This is a genomic window from Actinophytocola sediminis (assembly GCF_054779715.1).
On record NZ_BAAGXS010000018.1, the window covers coordinates 269,934 to 284,437 of the forward strand.

The 14,504-nt window shown below is 70.9% G+C and carries 13 protein-coding genes and 1 riboswitch; of the genes, 7 read left to right on the forward strand and 6 right to left on the reverse strand.

The window, feature by feature from the left end:
* Positions 1-201 precede the first annotated feature (201 nt).
* Together ACYVIP_RS11585 and ACYVIP_RS11590 are read left to right on the forward strand one after the other, a co-directional pair.
* Positions 202-1,671 carry a glucose-6-phosphate isomerase gene (locus ACYVIP_RS11585; protein WP_460395075.1) on the forward strand — a complete coding sequence of 490 codons (1,470 nt, stop codon included), beginning with the start codon at positions 202-204 and terminating at the stop codon, positions 1,669-1,671.
* Positions 1,672-1,794: 123 nt separating this feature from the next.
* Positions 1,795-3,150 (forward strand): glycosyltransferase, encoded by a 1,356-nt coding sequence (locus ACYVIP_RS11590; RefSeq protein WP_460395077.1) that lies wholly within the window; start codon positions 1,795-1,797, stop codon positions 3,148-3,150.
* Between the two features lie 33 nt (positions 3,151-3,183).
* Here the strand turns inward: ACYVIP_RS11590 and ACYVIP_RS11595 are convergent, their stop codons facing one another.
* The 6 genes from ACYVIP_RS11595 to ACYVIP_RS11620 all read right to left on the reverse strand — a co-directional run bounded on the left by ACYVIP_RS11595 (position 3,184) and on the right by ACYVIP_RS11620 (position 11,072).
* A complete protein-coding gene (locus tag ACYVIP_RS11595) occupies positions 3,184-4,497 on the reverse strand; it encodes a hypothetical protein (protein WP_460395079.1) in 1,314 nt (437 codons plus the stop codon).
* A 60-nt stretch (positions 4,498-4,557) separates the two neighbouring features.
* On the reverse strand, positions 4,558-5,136 hold the full coding sequence (locus ACYVIP_RS11600) for a vitamin K epoxide reductase family protein (protein ID WP_460395081.1): 579 nt from the start codon (positions 5,134-5,136) through the stop codon (positions 4,558-4,560).
* Positions 5,133-5,891 (reverse strand): DsbA family protein, encoded by a 759-nt coding sequence (locus ACYVIP_RS11605; protein WP_460395083.1) that lies wholly within the window; start codon positions 5,889-5,891, stop codon positions 5,133-5,135. The genes ACYVIP_RS11600 and ACYVIP_RS11605 overlap by 4 nt, the downstream gene beginning before the upstream one ends.
* Before the next feature lie 117 nt (positions 5,892-6,008).
* Positions 6,009-7,037: a ribonucleotide-diphosphate reductase subunit beta gene (locus ACYVIP_RS11610; protein ID WP_460395085.1), complete on the reverse strand. Its 1,029-nt coding sequence runs from the start codon at positions 7,035-7,037 to the stop codon at positions 6,009-6,011.
* Complete coding sequence (locus tag ACYVIP_RS11615) at positions 7,028-9,373, reverse strand: ribonucleoside-diphosphate reductase subunit alpha (protein ID WP_460395087.1); 2,346 nt, start codon at positions 9,371-9,373, stop codon at positions 7,028-7,030. The genes ACYVIP_RS11610 and ACYVIP_RS11615 overlap by 10 nt, the downstream gene beginning before the upstream one ends.
* A gap of 136 nt (positions 9,374-9,509) precedes the next feature.
* Positions 9,510-9,744, reverse strand: a riboswitch (cobalamin riboswitch).
* Positions 9,745-9,794: 50 nt separating this feature from the next.
* Entirely contained in the window at positions 9,795-11,072 is a 1,278-nt protein-coding gene (locus ACYVIP_RS11620; RefSeq protein ID WP_460395089.1) for a hypothetical protein, read from the reverse strand.
* Between the two features lie 189 nt (positions 11,073-11,261).
* On the opposite strand from ACYVIP_RS11620, the gene ACYVIP_RS11625 reads away from it, so the two are divergent.
* The 5 genes from ACYVIP_RS11625 to ACYVIP_RS11645 are packed head-to-tail and all read left to right on the forward strand — an operon-like array spanning position 11,262 to position 14,456.
* Positions 11,262-11,558: an SAV_915 family protein gene (locus tag ACYVIP_RS11625; RefSeq protein WP_460395091.1), complete on the forward strand. Its 297-nt coding sequence runs from the start codon at positions 11,262-11,264 to the stop codon at positions 11,556-11,558.
* Positions 11,555-11,830: a hypothetical protein gene (locus ACYVIP_RS11630; RefSeq protein WP_460395093.1), complete on the forward strand. Its 276-nt coding sequence runs from the start codon at positions 11,555-11,557 to the stop codon at positions 11,828-11,830. Before ACYVIP_RS11625 ends, ACYVIP_RS11630 begins: the two co-directional genes overlap by 4 nt.
* Positions 11,830-13,074: a hypothetical protein gene (locus tag ACYVIP_RS11635; protein WP_460395095.1), complete on the forward strand. Its 1,245-nt coding sequence runs from the start codon at positions 11,830-11,832 to the stop codon at positions 13,072-13,074. Before ACYVIP_RS11630 ends, ACYVIP_RS11635 begins: the two co-directional genes overlap by 1 nt.
* A gap of 22 nt (positions 13,075-13,096) precedes the next feature.
* Positions 13,097-13,612: a MarR family transcriptional regulator gene (locus ACYVIP_RS11640; RefSeq protein ID WP_460395097.1), complete on the forward strand. Its 516-nt coding sequence runs from the start codon at positions 13,097-13,099 to the stop codon at positions 13,610-13,612.
* Between the two features lie 4 nt (positions 13,613-13,616).
* Entirely contained in the window at positions 13,617-14,456 is an 840-nt protein-coding gene (locus tag ACYVIP_RS11645) for an EamA family transporter (RefSeq protein WP_460395099.1), read from the forward strand.
* The last annotated feature ends 48 nt before the right edge of the window (positions 14,457-14,504 follow it).

Genomic DNA, 14,504 nt, shown 5'->3' on the forward strand with positions numbered 1-14,504 from the left:
AAGAATCTTGAAAGAATTGGCCGGGCCCCGCGCCAAGACACGCCATTCGGCCGATGGCACCTTCGTGCGTGCCCGCGTAACGTTGAACATCGCTCTGTGTCACCGGTCGTCGACGGGGAGACAGCCATGGGCAGCTCGGGGGCCGCGCGATGGAGCCACTATCGCCACGGCCGGTTCGCTGATCCAGGAACGGGTTTGTCGATGGACCTGAGCGGGTTCGCCATCGAGCCCGACCGGCTGGACGCGCTGTCGCCCCGGCTCATGCGGGCACTCACCGCGATGACCGACCTGGAGAACGGCGCGCTCGCCAACGCCGACGAACGGCGCCAGGTCGGCCACTACTGGCTCCGGGCACCCCACCTGGCCCCCACCTCGGTGCTGGACAACGACATCCGGGCCAGCTGGCGGGCCATCACCGAGTTCGCCGACCGCGCCCGCGCCGGCTTCGACACCGTGCTGCACGTCGGCATCGGCGGCTCCACCACCGGACCGCGCCTGCTGTGTGACGCCTGGCGCGACCGGGGCGGGCTGCGGGTCAGGATCCTGGACAACGCCGACCCCGACGGTGTCGTGCCGGTCCTGCGCGACCTGGACCGCACGCTGGTCTCGGTGGTGTCCAAGTCCGGCATCACGCCGACGCCCTGGCAGGTCGTGCGGGAGCTGGAACGGGCATACGCCGCCGGCGGCGTCGACTTCGCCAAGCACGCGGTCGCCACCACGGTTCCCGGCAGCGACCTCGACCGGCACGCGCGGGACAGGGGGTGGCTGGCCAGATTCCCGATGTGGGACTGGGTCGGCGGCCGCACCTCGGTCACCTCCTCGGTCGGGCTGCTGCCGGCGGCACTCGCCGGCGCGGACATCGCCGCGTTCCTCGCCGGCGCGGCCGAGATGGACGTGCTCACCCGCCGCCGCTCGGTCCGGCACAATCCGGCCGCGCTGCTGGCGGCGGCCTGGTTCCACCTCGGCGACGGGCAGGGTGACCGGAACATGGTCGTACTGCCCTACCGCGACCGGCTCACCGTCCTGCCCGGCTGGATCCAGCAGCTGGTGATGGAGTCGGTGGGCAAGAAGGCAGGCCGCGACGGCCGGATCGTGCACCAGGGCATGACCGTGTACGGGCACAAGGGCGTCACCGACCAGCATTCCTACCTGCAACAGCTGTGCGACGGCCGGGACGACTCCTTCGTCACCCTCATCGGCACCCACCATGGCGAGACCGAGCGGGCACTGGAGCTGGCCGACCACCTGGTGTGTGGGCTGTTCGGCACGCACGCCGCGCTGGTGGCCCGCGGCCGCCCGGTCGCCGTGCTCATGCTGCCCGACTACCGGGAGCGGGCGGTCGGCGCGCTGCTCGCCCTCTACGAACGCGCGGTCGGGCTGTACGCGGAGCTCATCGACGTCAACGCCTACCACCAGCCGGCCGTCGACAAGTACGCCGCCATGCCGATTCTGGCTCTGCAGCGGGAGATCATCAGTCAGCTGCGGACGTGTGCCGAGCCGTCCACGGCACGGTCGCTCGCCGCGTCGATCGGCCGGCCGGACCAGGCCGACCTGGTGCACCGGTTGCTGGAGCATCTCGCGTTCGCCCGCCCGGACCTCGTCAGCGCCCCGTTCGGCGGCTCGCCGGAGGACACCGGCTATCTCGCGGTGGGGGAACGCACGCATGCCTGAGGACACCGCCGTCACCCCGTCTTCGTCCATTGTGGACGCGGTGCCGGATACCGGCCGTGCAGGTCCACAAAGTACTCAGTGGGAAAACCCCATGCTGTCGGGTAGAACTGGTGGTGGTACACGATGACGAGTGAGCTGACCGAAGAGCACGGCGTGACCAGGGTGGCCGTCGAGGCCACGGCACGACCGAGGACCGACTCCCGGCTGACCGGTCCGGCGGCGAACCTGGTGCGGCGCCTGGGAAGTGCGCGCATCTGGCACGTCAGCAGCACGGCAACCGGCGGCGGGGTCGCCGAGCTGCTCTGGTCCTCGATCGCCCACCAGCAGACCCTCGGACTGCCCGCCGGCTGGCTGATCGCGGACGCGGAACCGGAGTTCTTCCAACTCACCAAACGAATCCACCACGGCCTGCACGGCCGGGCGACCACCCCGTTCACCCCGGCCGACGACCAGTTCTACCGCGACGTGACCACGAGGTCGGCCGCGCAGCTGGCCGAGCACATCCGTCCTGGCGACGTCGTGCTGTTACACGACCCGCAGACCGCGGGCATCGCGGCGCACCTGATCGACGCCGGCGTGCGGGTCGGCTGGCGCTGCCACATCGGCACCAGGTCGACCAACGCGCAGGCGGAGGCGACCTGGGACTTCCTGCGGCCGCACCTGGGCGCAGTGCCCCGGCACGTGTTCACCGTCGCCGACTTCGCGCCGCACTACCTACGCCAGGAACGGATCTCGGTGATCGCCCCGTCGATCGACCCGGACACGGTGAAGAACCAGGAGCTGTCCGCCCGGCGGATCGACGAACTGCTCGCGGGCATCGGCCTGTTCGGGCCGGCCACCAGGTCGGGGGTGGGCACGACCATCCAGGACCAGCCGCTGCCGGCGGGCGTTCCGTTGGTCACCCAGGTCTCCCGGTGGGATCCGTTGAAGGACATGACCGGGGTGCTGCGCGCCTTCGCCGACTTCGTGCCGTCGCCGGCACAGCTGTTGCTCGTCGGGCCGGACCCGGCCGACATTCCCGACGACCCGGAAGGCGCCGAGGTGTTCGCCGAGGTGTCCGCGTTGCGCGCGCGGCTGCCCGCGCCGCTGCGCGCGCGGGTACATCTGGTGGTGTTGTCCCTGGCGGACACCGCGGACAACGCGTTGGTGGTCAACGCGATCCAACGCCGGTCGACCGTGGTGGTGCAGAAAAGCCTCCAGGAAGGTTTCGGGCTCACCGCCACCGAGGCGATGTGGAAGGCCAGGCCCATTGTCGCGTCGGCGGTGGGCGGGCTGCTCGCCCAGTTCACCGATCGCGTGGACGCGCTGCTGGTGAATCCGCTCGACCTGGCGGGTTTCGGCGCCGCGGTGAACGAGTTGCTCGCCAATCCGCGCTATGCCGCCGATCTCGGTGCGGCCGCCCACCGGACCTGTGCGGACAGATTTGTCGTCACCCGCGAGCTGGGAGATTATCTGGACTTCTACGGCACCCTAATCTGATATCGACAACGGCACCTGCTCACGCGGTGACAATCACGCGGTGACCATCGGGTCCGGTGCCGCCGCCCGCGCGAACGTGCGGTGTGCGAGCACGGCCAGGCCGACGGCGACCGCGAGCAGGCCCGCCGTCGGCAGGTACTCGGCGGGGGCCGCGTCGTCGACGGACGCGGTGAGCCGGAAATAGAGCATGATCCCGTCGATGCCGGCGGAGATGCCGGTCGCCAGGCCGGCGAACACGAGCGGGGTCGTGCCGCCGGGGGCCAGGGTGGCGCCGAGTGAGGTGAGCACCGGCACCGCCGCGACGGCCGTGGCGACCAGCAGCACCGGCGTGAGAATCTCGGCGGTACCGGCGGTGGCGGTCAGCCGCAGCAGCACCAGCGCGACCACGACCCCGCCAAGAACCGCGATGCCGGTCACCGTGCCGGCCCGTGCCCTGGCGACGGCCACTCCCGCGGCCAGCGCCGTCGCGGCCAGGATCGCCGATCCCCCGGTGGCCAGTTCGCCCGGCTCCATCGCCACCGCCGAGACGAGGGTGAACATCGTGCCGAGCAACAACCCGGCGACCGCGCCGGCGAGCAGGACCTGCCGGCCGGCGACCACGCCGGCGATCACCGCGGCGAGCACGCTGACCCCGAGCATGACCGAGCCGACGACCAGCGCGTGCTGGGCGAGCTGCTGGTTGAGCTCGGCGGCGGTCGGGACGGCGGCGTCGCCGACCACGATCCGCGGGCCAACGCCCGCGCTCGGGCTCTCCCACAGGTGGTACACCAGCGGCGAGGCGGCCGCGACGGCGCAGGCGATGGTCACCGGCCAGCCCGGGCGGGGCTCCGGCTGGTCGGCAACGGGTGCGGTCCGCGCCGCGACGACCGTCGCCACCACGACGACCAGTCCGACCGCCGGCACGGCGAGGTGGTTGCCGAAGGCGAGGTGGATCCCGACGGTGCCCGCGGACATGAACGCGACCAGCGTGGCGCCGAACCCGATCGCGCCCAGGGTCCTTCGCCCGGCCTGCCAGGTGGCTGTCGCCGCCCCCAACGCGCCGACCAGCAGCAACGGCACGGCGACCGCGCCGAGGACGATGTGGGCCGAGCCCGTCGGGGCGCCGAGGTCCTCCGGTAAGAACAGCAGCACCGCGGTCGGCGTGGTGCACAGCGAGCCGACGATCAGGAGCACCCGCCACGACCGTCCCGGCCACAGCTGCCAGGCGATCAGCGCGAGCGCCAGCGTGCCGACGGGGGCGTAGGTGGCGAGCGGAGTGTCCTGGTCACCGAAGCCGACGACGGGGACGTAGAAGGTGTTGATCCGCGCGGTGACCAGGGCGCCGATGCCAAGAACCACATATTTCACGTGCACCGCCATCCCCCGCCGACTCCGATCGGGTGATCCTACTCATAACGGAATTCCGGATCAGAACAAACTGGTCCAGTAGCTCCAGAATTCGGCCAGGACGAGCGCGGCGATGATCACGAACCAGGCCGCGAGTACCGCGGAGTGGTATCGCCACAGCGATTCTCCGGCACGCCGGGTGTTTTCGGCGGCACGCAGCGTGTCCAGGGTCGTGTACCAGAAGATCGGGATGGTCACGACCCACACCACCATGCAGTACGGGCACAGGGCGTGGATGTCGTACAGGCTCGCGATGATCAGCCAGTGCACGAACAGCACGCCGAATGCCGTGCCGACCTGCATGCCGAGCCGGAACCAGAGCGGCGGCACGAACCCGGCCAGCCGGACCACCCCGACGGTGACCACGACGGCGAACGCGGCGATTCCCAACAGGGGGTTGGGAAAGCCGAACGCCTCGGCCTGTGCGGAGTCCATCACCGAGCCGCAGGAGATGATCGGGTTGAGCGAGCAGGTCGGCACGTGGTCCGGGTCCCGCAGCACGGCGAGCCGCTCCAGGAGCAGCGCCGTGGCCCCGGCGAGGCCGATCGCGCCACCGATGACGTAGAGCCAGGCCACCCCTTTCGACGCGCCGACGGTCACCCGAGCGCCTCGTCGATCGTGTCCCGCAGCTCCCGGTCGACGTCGCTGAACTTCTCGCCGGTCGGCGCGAACCGCTGGCCGTTGACGAAGATCGTCGGCGTGCTGTCGACGCCGACCCGCTGGCCGGCGGCCACGTCGGCGTCGATGCGCGCGGCCACCGCCGGCGCGGCGATGTCGGTGTGGAACCGGTCGAGATCGAGGCCGATCTCGGTGGCGTAGCGGTCGAACAGGGTGGCCGCCCGGTCCTCGTCGTCGCTGAGCCGCTCCCCGCTGTCGTCGACCGCCCACTGTTGGTAGTTGTCGTACAACGCGTGGTACATCTCGAGGAACTTGTCCTGGTTGGCCGCGGCCTCGGCGGCGCGGGCGGCCGGCTGGGCCAGCGGGTGGGAGTCCAGCGGGAAGTTGCGGGTGACGAAGGTGATCCGGCCCGCGTAGTCGGTCTCCACCCCGCTGGTCACGTTGCGGTAGTACGCGGCGCAGGCCGGGCACTGGTAGTCGAGGAACTCCACGACGGTGACCTTGTTGCCTGGCGCGGTGGTCAGCGTGTCGCTGTCCGCGCTCGCGCGCAGCTCCCGCGGAATCTCGCCCTGGGTGGTGGTGTTGTCACCGCCGGTGTCGTTACCGGTGTTGCCGTCGGTGTTGTCGCTGTCGGACCTGTTGAACAGCAGGATGCCGCCGATGACGAGCACGGCGATCACCACGATCGCGACCGTGGTGATCACGTTCGCCGATGGCCTCCTGGACTTGCGTGTCATGCCTTGGTGCGCCCTTCGCCGGGTTTTCCCCATGATCTGCCAGAAGGTCGTACCGAGCCGTGACGCGGTTCCCGGGTGTCGGCGAGACCACCCGAAGGTGGTCCCGCCGTGGCAGGCCTAGAAGTCCTCGTCGAAGTTGACGGTGCCGGTGACCGCGACCTGGTAGGCCGACACCCGGCGTTCGAAGAAGTTCGACAGTTCCTGGACGTCCTGTAGTTCCATGAACGCGAACGGGTTCTTCGACCCGTACTCCGGTTCCAGGCCCAGCGCGGCCAGCCGCCGGTCGGCGACATGCTCGAGGTACGCGCGCATGTCGGCGATGGTGAGCCCGGCGACACCGCCGGTGAGCAGGTCCCCGGCGAACTGGACCTCGGCGTCGACGGCCTCGCGCAGCATCTGGCGCACCCGCGCGTGCAGGTCGTCGTCGAACAGGTCCGGTTCCTCGCGGCGCACGGTGTCGACCACGTCGAACGCGAAGGTCATGTGCATGGACTCGTCGCGGAACACCCAGTTGGTGCCCGACGCCAGGCCGTTGAGCAGACCCCGGGAGCGCAGGAAGTAGACGTAGGCGAAGGCGCCGTAGAAGAACAGGCCCTCGATGCACGCCGCGAAGCAGATCAGGTTGAGCAGGAACGCCCGCCGGTCGTCCTTGGTCTCCAGCCGGTTCAGGTGCTCGATCGAGTCGATCCACTTGAAACAGAACTCGGCCTTGGCCCGGATGGAGGGAATGTTGTCCACCGCGGCGAAGGCGGCCACCCGTTCCTGCTCGTCGGGCAGGTAGGTGTCGAGCAGCGTCAGGTAGAACTGGACGTGCACGGCCTCCTCGAACAGTTGCCTGGACAGGTACAGCCGCGCCTCCGGCGCGTTGACGTGTTCGTACAGGTTCAGCACCAGGTTGTTGGCGACGATGGTGTCGCCGGTGGCGAAGAACGCGACCAGCCGGTTGACCAGATGCCGTTCGGCGGCGGTGAGCTTGTTCAGGTCGGCGAGGTCGGAGTGCAGGTCGACCTCCTCGACCGTCCAGGTGTTCCTGATCGCGTCCCGGAAGCGTTCGTAGAACAGCGGGTAGCGCATCGGGCGCAGGGTCAGGTCCATGCCGGGGTCGAGCAGGGCCTGGCTGGTGTTCTCGGCGGTGGTCACTGGCATGCCTCACAGGTTTCTGGGTTCTCGATCGAGCAGGCGGCGGCGGTGGTGACAGTCGCCTGCTGGATGCGGGTCGCCGGCCGCGACCTCAGGTAGTAGGTGGTCTTCAGCCCGGACTTCCAGGCGTGGCGGTACATTGAGGACAGTTTGCCGATCGTCGGCGAGGCCACGAACAGGTTCAGCGACTGGCTCTGGTCGACGTAGGGGCCTCTGGCGGCGGCGAGGTCGATCAGCGCGCGCTGGGGCAGCTCCCACGCGGTGCGGAACAGTTCCCTTGACTCGGCGGGCAGCGCGCTCAGGCCCTGCACCGAGCCGTCCGCACGCTTGATCCGGTCCCGGGTGTCCTCGGTCCACAGCCCGTGTTTCCTCAGCTCCGCCACCAGATAGGAGTTGATCTGAAGGAACTCGCCGGACAGCGTCTCCCGTTTGAACACATTGGACACCTGCGGCTCGATGCACTCGAAGCAGCCGGCGATCGACGCGATGGTGGCCGTCGGCGCGATGGCGATCAGCAACGAGTTCCGCAGCCCGGTTTCGGCGATCCGGTCCCGCAGCGCCGCCCAGCGTTCGGTCTGGGTCGGGACGACGCCCCACAGGTCGGGTTGCAGACTGCCCTGCTCGGCCCGGGTCTGCTCGTAGGCGGGGTGCGGTCCCTCGGCGGCGGCCAGCTCGGCGGAGGTCTCCAGCGCGGTCAGGTAGATGTCCTCGGCCAGCCGGGTGGACAGCTCCTTGGCCTCGGGCGAGTCGAAGGCCAGGCGCAGCCGGAAGAACACGTCCTGCAGGCCCATCACGCCCAGCCCGACGGGCCGCCAGCGCGGGTTGCCCCGGGCGGCCTGCTCGGTGGGGTAGTAGTTGATGTCGATGACCCGGTCGAGGAAGGTGACCGCGGTGAACACGGTCTCCCGCAGCCGGTCCCAGTCGATCTCCGTGCCGGTCAGGTGCGCGCCGAGGTTGATCGAGCCGAGGTTGCACACCGCGGTCTCCTCGTCGGCGGTGACCTCGAGGATCTCGGTGCACAGGTTGGAAAGGTGGATGACGTTGCCGGCGTCGGCGGTCTGGTTGGACGTGCGGTTCGCGGTGTCCTTGAACGTCATCCAGCCGTTGCCGGTCTGGGCGAGCGTGCGCATCATCTTCGCGTACAGGTCCCGCGCCTTCACCGTGCGCACCGCGCGGCCGGCCCGCTCGGCGGCCCGGTAGGTCTCGTCGAAGGCCGGACCCCACAGGTCGGGCAGCTCCGGCAGTTCGTCCGGGTCGAACAGTGACCAGTCGGCGTCGGCCTCCACCCGGCGCATGAACTCGTCGGGGATCCAGTTGGCGATGTTGAGGTTGTGCGTGCGGCGCGCGTCCTCGCCGGTGTTGTCCCGCAGTTCCAGGAACTCCTCGATGTCCGGGTGCCAGGTCTCGAGGTACACGCAGGCCGCGCCCTTGCGCCGCCCGCCCTGGTTGACCGCGGCGACCGAGGCGTCCAGCGTGCGCAGCCAGGGCACGATGCCGTTGGAATGCCCGTTGGTGCCCCGGATCAGCACGCCCCGCGAGCGCACCCTGGACCACTGCACGCCGATGCCGCCGGCGAACTTCGACAGTCGCGCGATCTGCCCGTAACGCTCGTAGATCGACTCCAGCTCGTCGCGCGGCGAGTCCAGCAGATAGCAGGATGACAGCTGGGTGTGGCTGGTGCCGGAGTTGAACAGCGTCGGTGAGCTGGGCAGATACGCCAGTGAGGACATCAGCCGGTAGAACCGGATCGCCTCGGCCGGCGTGTCCGACAGTCCACATGCGACACGTAGCAGCCAGTACTGCGGGCGCTCGATGACCGCGCGGCTGTTGGGGTGGCGCAACAGATAGCGGTCGTGGACCGTGCGCAGCCCGAAGTACTCGAACCGCAGATCGCCGTCGTGGTCGACCGCGTCGTCCAGCTTGCGCGCGTGGGTGGTGACGAAGCTCGCCGTCTGGTCGCCGATCAGCCCGTGCTCGTGGCCGAGCGCGATGGCCTGGCTGAACGAGTGGATGCCGTTGCCGCGGACCTCCTTGTCGACGAAGGTCGCCAGCAGGCGCGCCGCGAGCCGGGAGTAGGCGGGCTCCTCGGCCACCAGCTCGGCCGCGGTCTGGATCGAGAGGCGGTCCAGCTCGACGGTGGTCGCGCCGTCGTACAGGCCGCTGACGGTCTTCGTCGCGACCCGCATTGGGTCCACATTGGACAGACCGGTGGCGCAGCGCTCGACGGCGCGCACGATCTTGGTGAGGTCGACGTGCTCGACCTCGCCGCCGCGTTTGCGTACCCGCATCGTCGGCCGTTCGGTGTCGTCGGCTTCCCGCATGCCGACCTGGCTTGTCGTCACAGCTCTCTCCTCGTGAGCTCGATCCGACCGGTTCCAGTCCGAAGTGGACACGCGAGGACCCATGGCGGTGCCCGTGAACGGCACCGCCGATGTCCGCACGCCCTCCCTCGGGGCCTGGAGACCGCGCCCACCCGCGGCGCGGGCAGGCGAGCTGGCAGGTCTTCGGACTCGCGGGCAGCCGAACCCGGGCGCGTCGACGCGCCAGGAGTCGGTGGTCTACTGGCCGTCGCTTCCCGGACTCGCGTCCAGTGCTTCGTGACGGCGGTCGTTCCCGTTCACCGCTGCGGGGCAGTCCCGGACTCGCACCGGGTTCCCTCTTGCGACGGACGCCCCATGGCGTGGACGTCCGAACCAGCTCGCTGAGCACAATACATGGAGTCCGCGACTCTTCCGGCACCCATATGTTGTGTCGGCGTGTCGGTCACGTGCCGACGACGGTGATCGCCCGTGCGCTGGCGTCGAGGTCGTGCCAGGTGTTCGCCGACCACTCCGAGATCGCGCCGTCGGTGCCCAGCCGGTACACCCGGTCGGCGCCGACCGCGACGTCAGCCGCGCCGTCGCCGATGCGCCGCCAGTCGTTCGGGCTGTCCCGGTAGACGCGCACCCCGCCGTCGTCGTCCATCGCGACCAGACCGGCGCCGCCCACCCGGATCGTCTTCGCGGCGCCGCCGATCCGGCGCCACCGCCCGTCGACCTGGTCCCATTCCTGCACTTCCGTGCGGCCCGCGGTCAGCCGGTACAGCGTCTCCCCGCCGACGACCAGGGTGTCCCGCGGATCCAGGGTGTCGGTGACCCAGGTCCAGTTCTCGGGAGTGCCCTCGTAGCGGAACAGGTCCGTGCCGCTCGGGCTGGAGGCGAAGATGCCGGCCGGGCCCGCGTACAGGTGCCTGGCCTGTCCGCCGACCAGCAGCCAGGACTTGTCCTGCGGCACCCACGCCCAGACCGCGGCCCGGTCCGGCGCGAGCCGGAGCAACTGGTCCTGCCCGACCACCAGCTCCGCCGGGCGTTCACCGGTATAGGACCAGTTGCCCGGCGAGTGGTACTGCGCGATGTGCCCGACACCGGGCGAGATGGCCCACAGCCCGGCGCCGCCGCCGTGCACCGACGCGGCGTGGGCGCCGATCGTCGTCCACCGCCGCGTCGCCGGGTCCCAGGACCGCACCGCGTCACCGGTCGGCGTCAGCGCCACCAACTGGGTCGCGATGTGCGGGACGGGGGCGGGGGTCGTTGGCCGCGGACCGTTCCCCGGGGTCGCCACCAGCAATGTCGCCGCCACGGCCACCGCGGCCGCGGCCGCGTGCGACAGCCACAGCCTCGACCGGCGGGTGGGCGCCGGTTCGGCCTCCGGTGGGAGTTCGGGCACCGCGACGGGGTCGGCCGCCGGCTGCGCCGCGGCCGCCTGCTCGTGCAGCGTGCGCGCCCGCGTCAGCCGTAGCTCGCGGCCGGCCTGGTCGCGGGTGCGGTCGCGCACCACCTGCTCCAGCAGATGCAGCGGGATCAGCTGTGCGCCGGAGCGGTACATGCTCCACGCCGTGCGCCCGCCCATGTAGCGCACCGCGAGTTGGCGCACCGTGTGGTCCTTGGTGAGGTCCCGGAGGAACACCGCGAGCTCGTTGGCCTGCCTCGACGTGCCCCTGAGATCGCCCTGGGGGCGGCCAGGGCTTCTCGCCGACTGGTTCACCAGCGCTCTGTCGTTCACGGACAAACTCCTTGGCCCGGCCCTGCTTCGCGGATTCGACGCCGGCCGCCGAGGACGGGTTCCGGTTGTCCGCGGACAACTGGTTGTCCGTCCGCGCAGCCGTACTGAGCTGGGATTTCGCCTGATCTCCGTGGACCGGCGGTGTTCGCAGGACCCACCATCGGCGGCATACCAACACATGGAGGCGACATGAGGGAACTCTCCACCGGGGTGATCGACGGCCGGCTGCTCGGCTGGGACGGCGACGACTCCACGACCAGCCAGGTCTTCGTGCCGGGCACGGCCACCGACACCGAGATCGCGTTCGAGTTGCGGCGCACGGAGGACGACCGGCTCGCGCTGCCGGTCTACCGAACGATCGAGGACCTGGTGCGCTGCTGTGGCGCGGCGCAGGCCTGGATAGGCGTGTACGCCGACCGCGTCGAGGACTGCGCGGCGCTGTGTTCGGCCGACCTCGTCGTGTGGGACGCGGAGGTGACGGGATGACCGACTTCGACGTCGAGCCGTCGGTGCTGGCCACCGTGTCGACCAAGCTGTCCCTGGCGGCGTCCATAGTGGACGGTGTGCCCGCGTCCCCGCCGCCGCCACAGGCAGGCGACTGCACCGCCGTGGTCGCCATGGGCCTCGCGTCGCTGTGCAACACGACCGATTCCGTGGCCGTCGGTCTCCAGGGGGCCCGCGCCGAGGTGGACAACACGCTGCGCGAGTACCAGCAGCGAGACCAGACCGAGGCCAACGCGTACGCGGGGAGGTCCTGATGCCGCTCGACACGTGGGTGAAGGGTGACCCCGGCAGTCTGCGCGCGACGGCGGGCTGGGTGCGGGAGCTGTCCCGGGCCACCTTCGACGCGGGCAGTGCCGCCCGCGAGGCGGCGGGGATCTCGGAGTCCGGCTGGACCGGCTCGGCGGCCGATGCCTTCCAGACACGAGTGGTCAGCGCGGTCGGCGATGTCGACCGCATCGCCGCGCGGCACGTCGAGTCCGCCGCCGCGCTGGACCGGCACGCCGCCGACCTGGACACCGTGAAGAGCCGCATGGCACAGGCGCGCGAGGTGGCCGCGGCCGCCGGGCTGACCCTCACCGCGACGCACATCCTCGACCCCGGCGGCCCGCCGCCGGCGGCCGCACCGTTGCCAGGCGACCGCTGCCCGACCGCCGCCGAGCAGAGCGCGGTCACCGCCGCACAGGCCGCCGCCGCCGACTACGCCGCCAAGATCAAGGCGTACGGGGAATGCACGCGGACCGTCACCGAGGCCGGTGAGCTGGAGTTGGCGTCCCAGACCACGCTGCGCGACTTCTTCGGCGCCATCCCCGGCGAGATCTTCGGCTCGATCAGCCTGCTGGGCATCGCGGCGACCGCTGTCGGGACGGCGGTCGGCAGCCGCTTCACGTCGGTGACCGACGCCGCCGCCCAGCTCAGCACGGCCGCGTCGCATGCCGCCGCGCACGACACCGCCGTGGCGGCGGGCAGGTTCGCCGCCGGCGGCCTGCCGGCCCAACTCGCGCACGGGATGACCATCACCGTCGGCAACCCCATGGCCCCGGGCACCGGTCCGGTCGCCGCGGTGGTCAAGAGCGTGCCGAGGGTCGGTCTGGTGATCACCGCCGCCGGCCTCGGCCTCGACATCGCGAAAGACCCGTCGGTGAAGAACATCGTCGTCAGCACGGCGGCCAACGGCGCCGGACTGTTCGCCGCCACCGCGGCGACCAGCGCGGCGACCAGCGCGGCGACCAGCGCGGTGGCCGCGGCGGCGCCCGTACTGGTCGGTGCGCCGGTCGTGGTGGCCGTGGCCCCGCTCGCGGCCGGTCTGGTCGCCGGCGCGGTGACCTACGTGGTGGTGGACCAGTACGGCGGTGACGTCTACGACGCCGTCAAGGGAGCCGGTGCGACCGTGGTGGACAAGGCCCCGGGCGCCTACGAGGCGGTTACCGACAAGGCCAAGGAGGTGTTCAACTCAACCAAGGACAACTTCAAGAAGACGTTCACGTTCGGTCTGGGTTGACCCGCCGTGTTATGCATAACTCATGCATGACGAACGCCGAACCGCGAACCTCCTCGGGGCGACCGCGCTGGCCGTGACCGACCTCGCGCTCGCCGGCGCGACCCAGGCGAGCGGCACCAGTGCCAGCGGGGCAGCCGGGCTGGTCGTGCTCGTGACCACGCCGGGGTTGAGCGTGACCGAGCTGGGCAGGCGGATCGGCCTGAGCCAACCCGCCGCGGCCCGCATGGTCGACTCGTTGACCGCGAAGGGGCTGGTGCGACGGCGACCGGGGGCCGGCCGGGAAGTGCGGGTGAGTCCGACCCCGGCGGGGCGGCGGGTCGCGTCCCGGCTGCTCGCGGCCCGCGAGCAGCCGTTGCGCGACCTCGTGTCCGTGCTCGACCCGGACGAGCAGGACGTCCTGGCCGGCCTCCTCGCCAAGTTGTTGGCGCGCCTGCACACCGAGGTCGGCAGCGCGGAGCTGCTGTGCCGGTTGTGCGATCGGGCGGGTTGCACCACGAACGCGACCTGCCCGGTCGGGCAGGCCGAGCGCGACGGCTGAGCCGGTGGGTGCGCTGTTCGCGCTCGCCTCGGCGGTGAGCTACGGCCTGTCCGACTTCCTCGGTGGGGTGTTGTCCCGGCGCGGCTCGTTTGTGCGCGTCGCGCTGTTCGGGCAGCTCGGCGGCCTGGTGTCGATGGCGTGCGTGGCGCCGTTCGTGTCCGTGCGCGTGCCGGCTTTCGCGGACGTGGTGTGGGGCGGGCTGTCCGGCGTCGGGACCGGGCTCGCGATGATGTTCCTGTTCCGGGGCATGAGCCGCGGTGCGGTGAGCATCGTCGTCCCGACCAGCGCGATCGGTGGTGTCACCCTGCCCGTGCTGGTCGGCGTGGCGGTGCTCGGTGAGCGGCCGGCGCCGCTGGCCTGGGTCGGGATCGCGCTCGCGTTGCCCGCCCTGTGGTGGGTGTCGCGTGGGAGAGCGGGTGACGGGCGGGGGGTCGGGGACGGGCTGATCGCCAGCGTCGGCATCGCGGCGCAGTACCTCGCCCTCGCCCAGGCCGGACCGGAATCGGGCATCTGGCCCGTCGTCGCCGGGCGAGTCGTGTCGATCATCGCCGTCGCGGTGGCGAGCACGGCCATGCGCCGGGACACCGTGGTGCCCGATGGCGCGCATCGCGTCGGCGGTGATGTCGCCGCCGGTGTCGCCGGTGCGTTGGCCGGGTTCGCGCTCGTCTGTTACCTGTATGCCACCAGGACCGAGCTGGTCGCGATCGCCGTCGTCCTGTCGTCGCTGTACCCCGGCATTCCCGTGCTGCTCGGCATCACCGTGCTCGGCGAGCGACTCACGCGCAGCCAGGCCGCCGGCCTGATCGCCGCCGCGGCCGCCACCGTGCTGATCGCGACGGCATGATGGTTTGCCGCGTGCGGACCGGTCCCGGGTAGCCCTGTGAGAATCATG

Bases quoted from the DNA above. Each gene is read 5' to 3' on its own strand.
- ACYVIP_RS11585 (WP_460395075.1), top strand. From the start codon at position 202: ATGGACCTGAGCGGGTTCGCCATCGAGCCCGACCGGCTGGACGCGCTG.
- ACYVIP_RS11625 (WP_460395091.1), top strand. From the start codon at position 11,262: ATGAGGGAACTCTCCACCGGGGTGATCGACGGCCGGCTGCTCGGCTGG.
- ACYVIP_RS11590 (WP_460395077.1), top strand. From the start codon at position 1,795: ATGACGAGTGAGCTGACCGAAGAGCACGGCGTGACCAGGGTGGCCGTC.
- ACYVIP_RS11635 (WP_460395095.1), top strand. From the start codon at position 11,830: ATGCCGCTCGACACGTGGGTGAAGGGTGACCCCGGCAGTCTGCGCGCG.
- ACYVIP_RS11610 (WP_460395085.1), bottom strand. From the start codon at position 7,037: ATGCCAGTGACCACCGCCGAGAACACCAGCCAGGCCCTGCTCGACCCC.
- ACYVIP_RS11605 (WP_460395083.1), bottom strand. From the start codon at position 5,891: ATGACACGCAAGTCCAGGAGGCCATCGGCGAACGTGATCACCACGGTC.
- ACYVIP_RS11630 (WP_460395093.1), top strand. From the start codon at position 11,555: ATGACCGACTTCGACGTCGAGCCGTCGGTGCTGGCCACCGTGTCGACC.
- ACYVIP_RS11640 (WP_460395097.1), top strand. From the start codon at position 13,097: ATGCATGACGAACGCCGAACCGCGAACCTCCTCGGGGCGACCGCGCTG.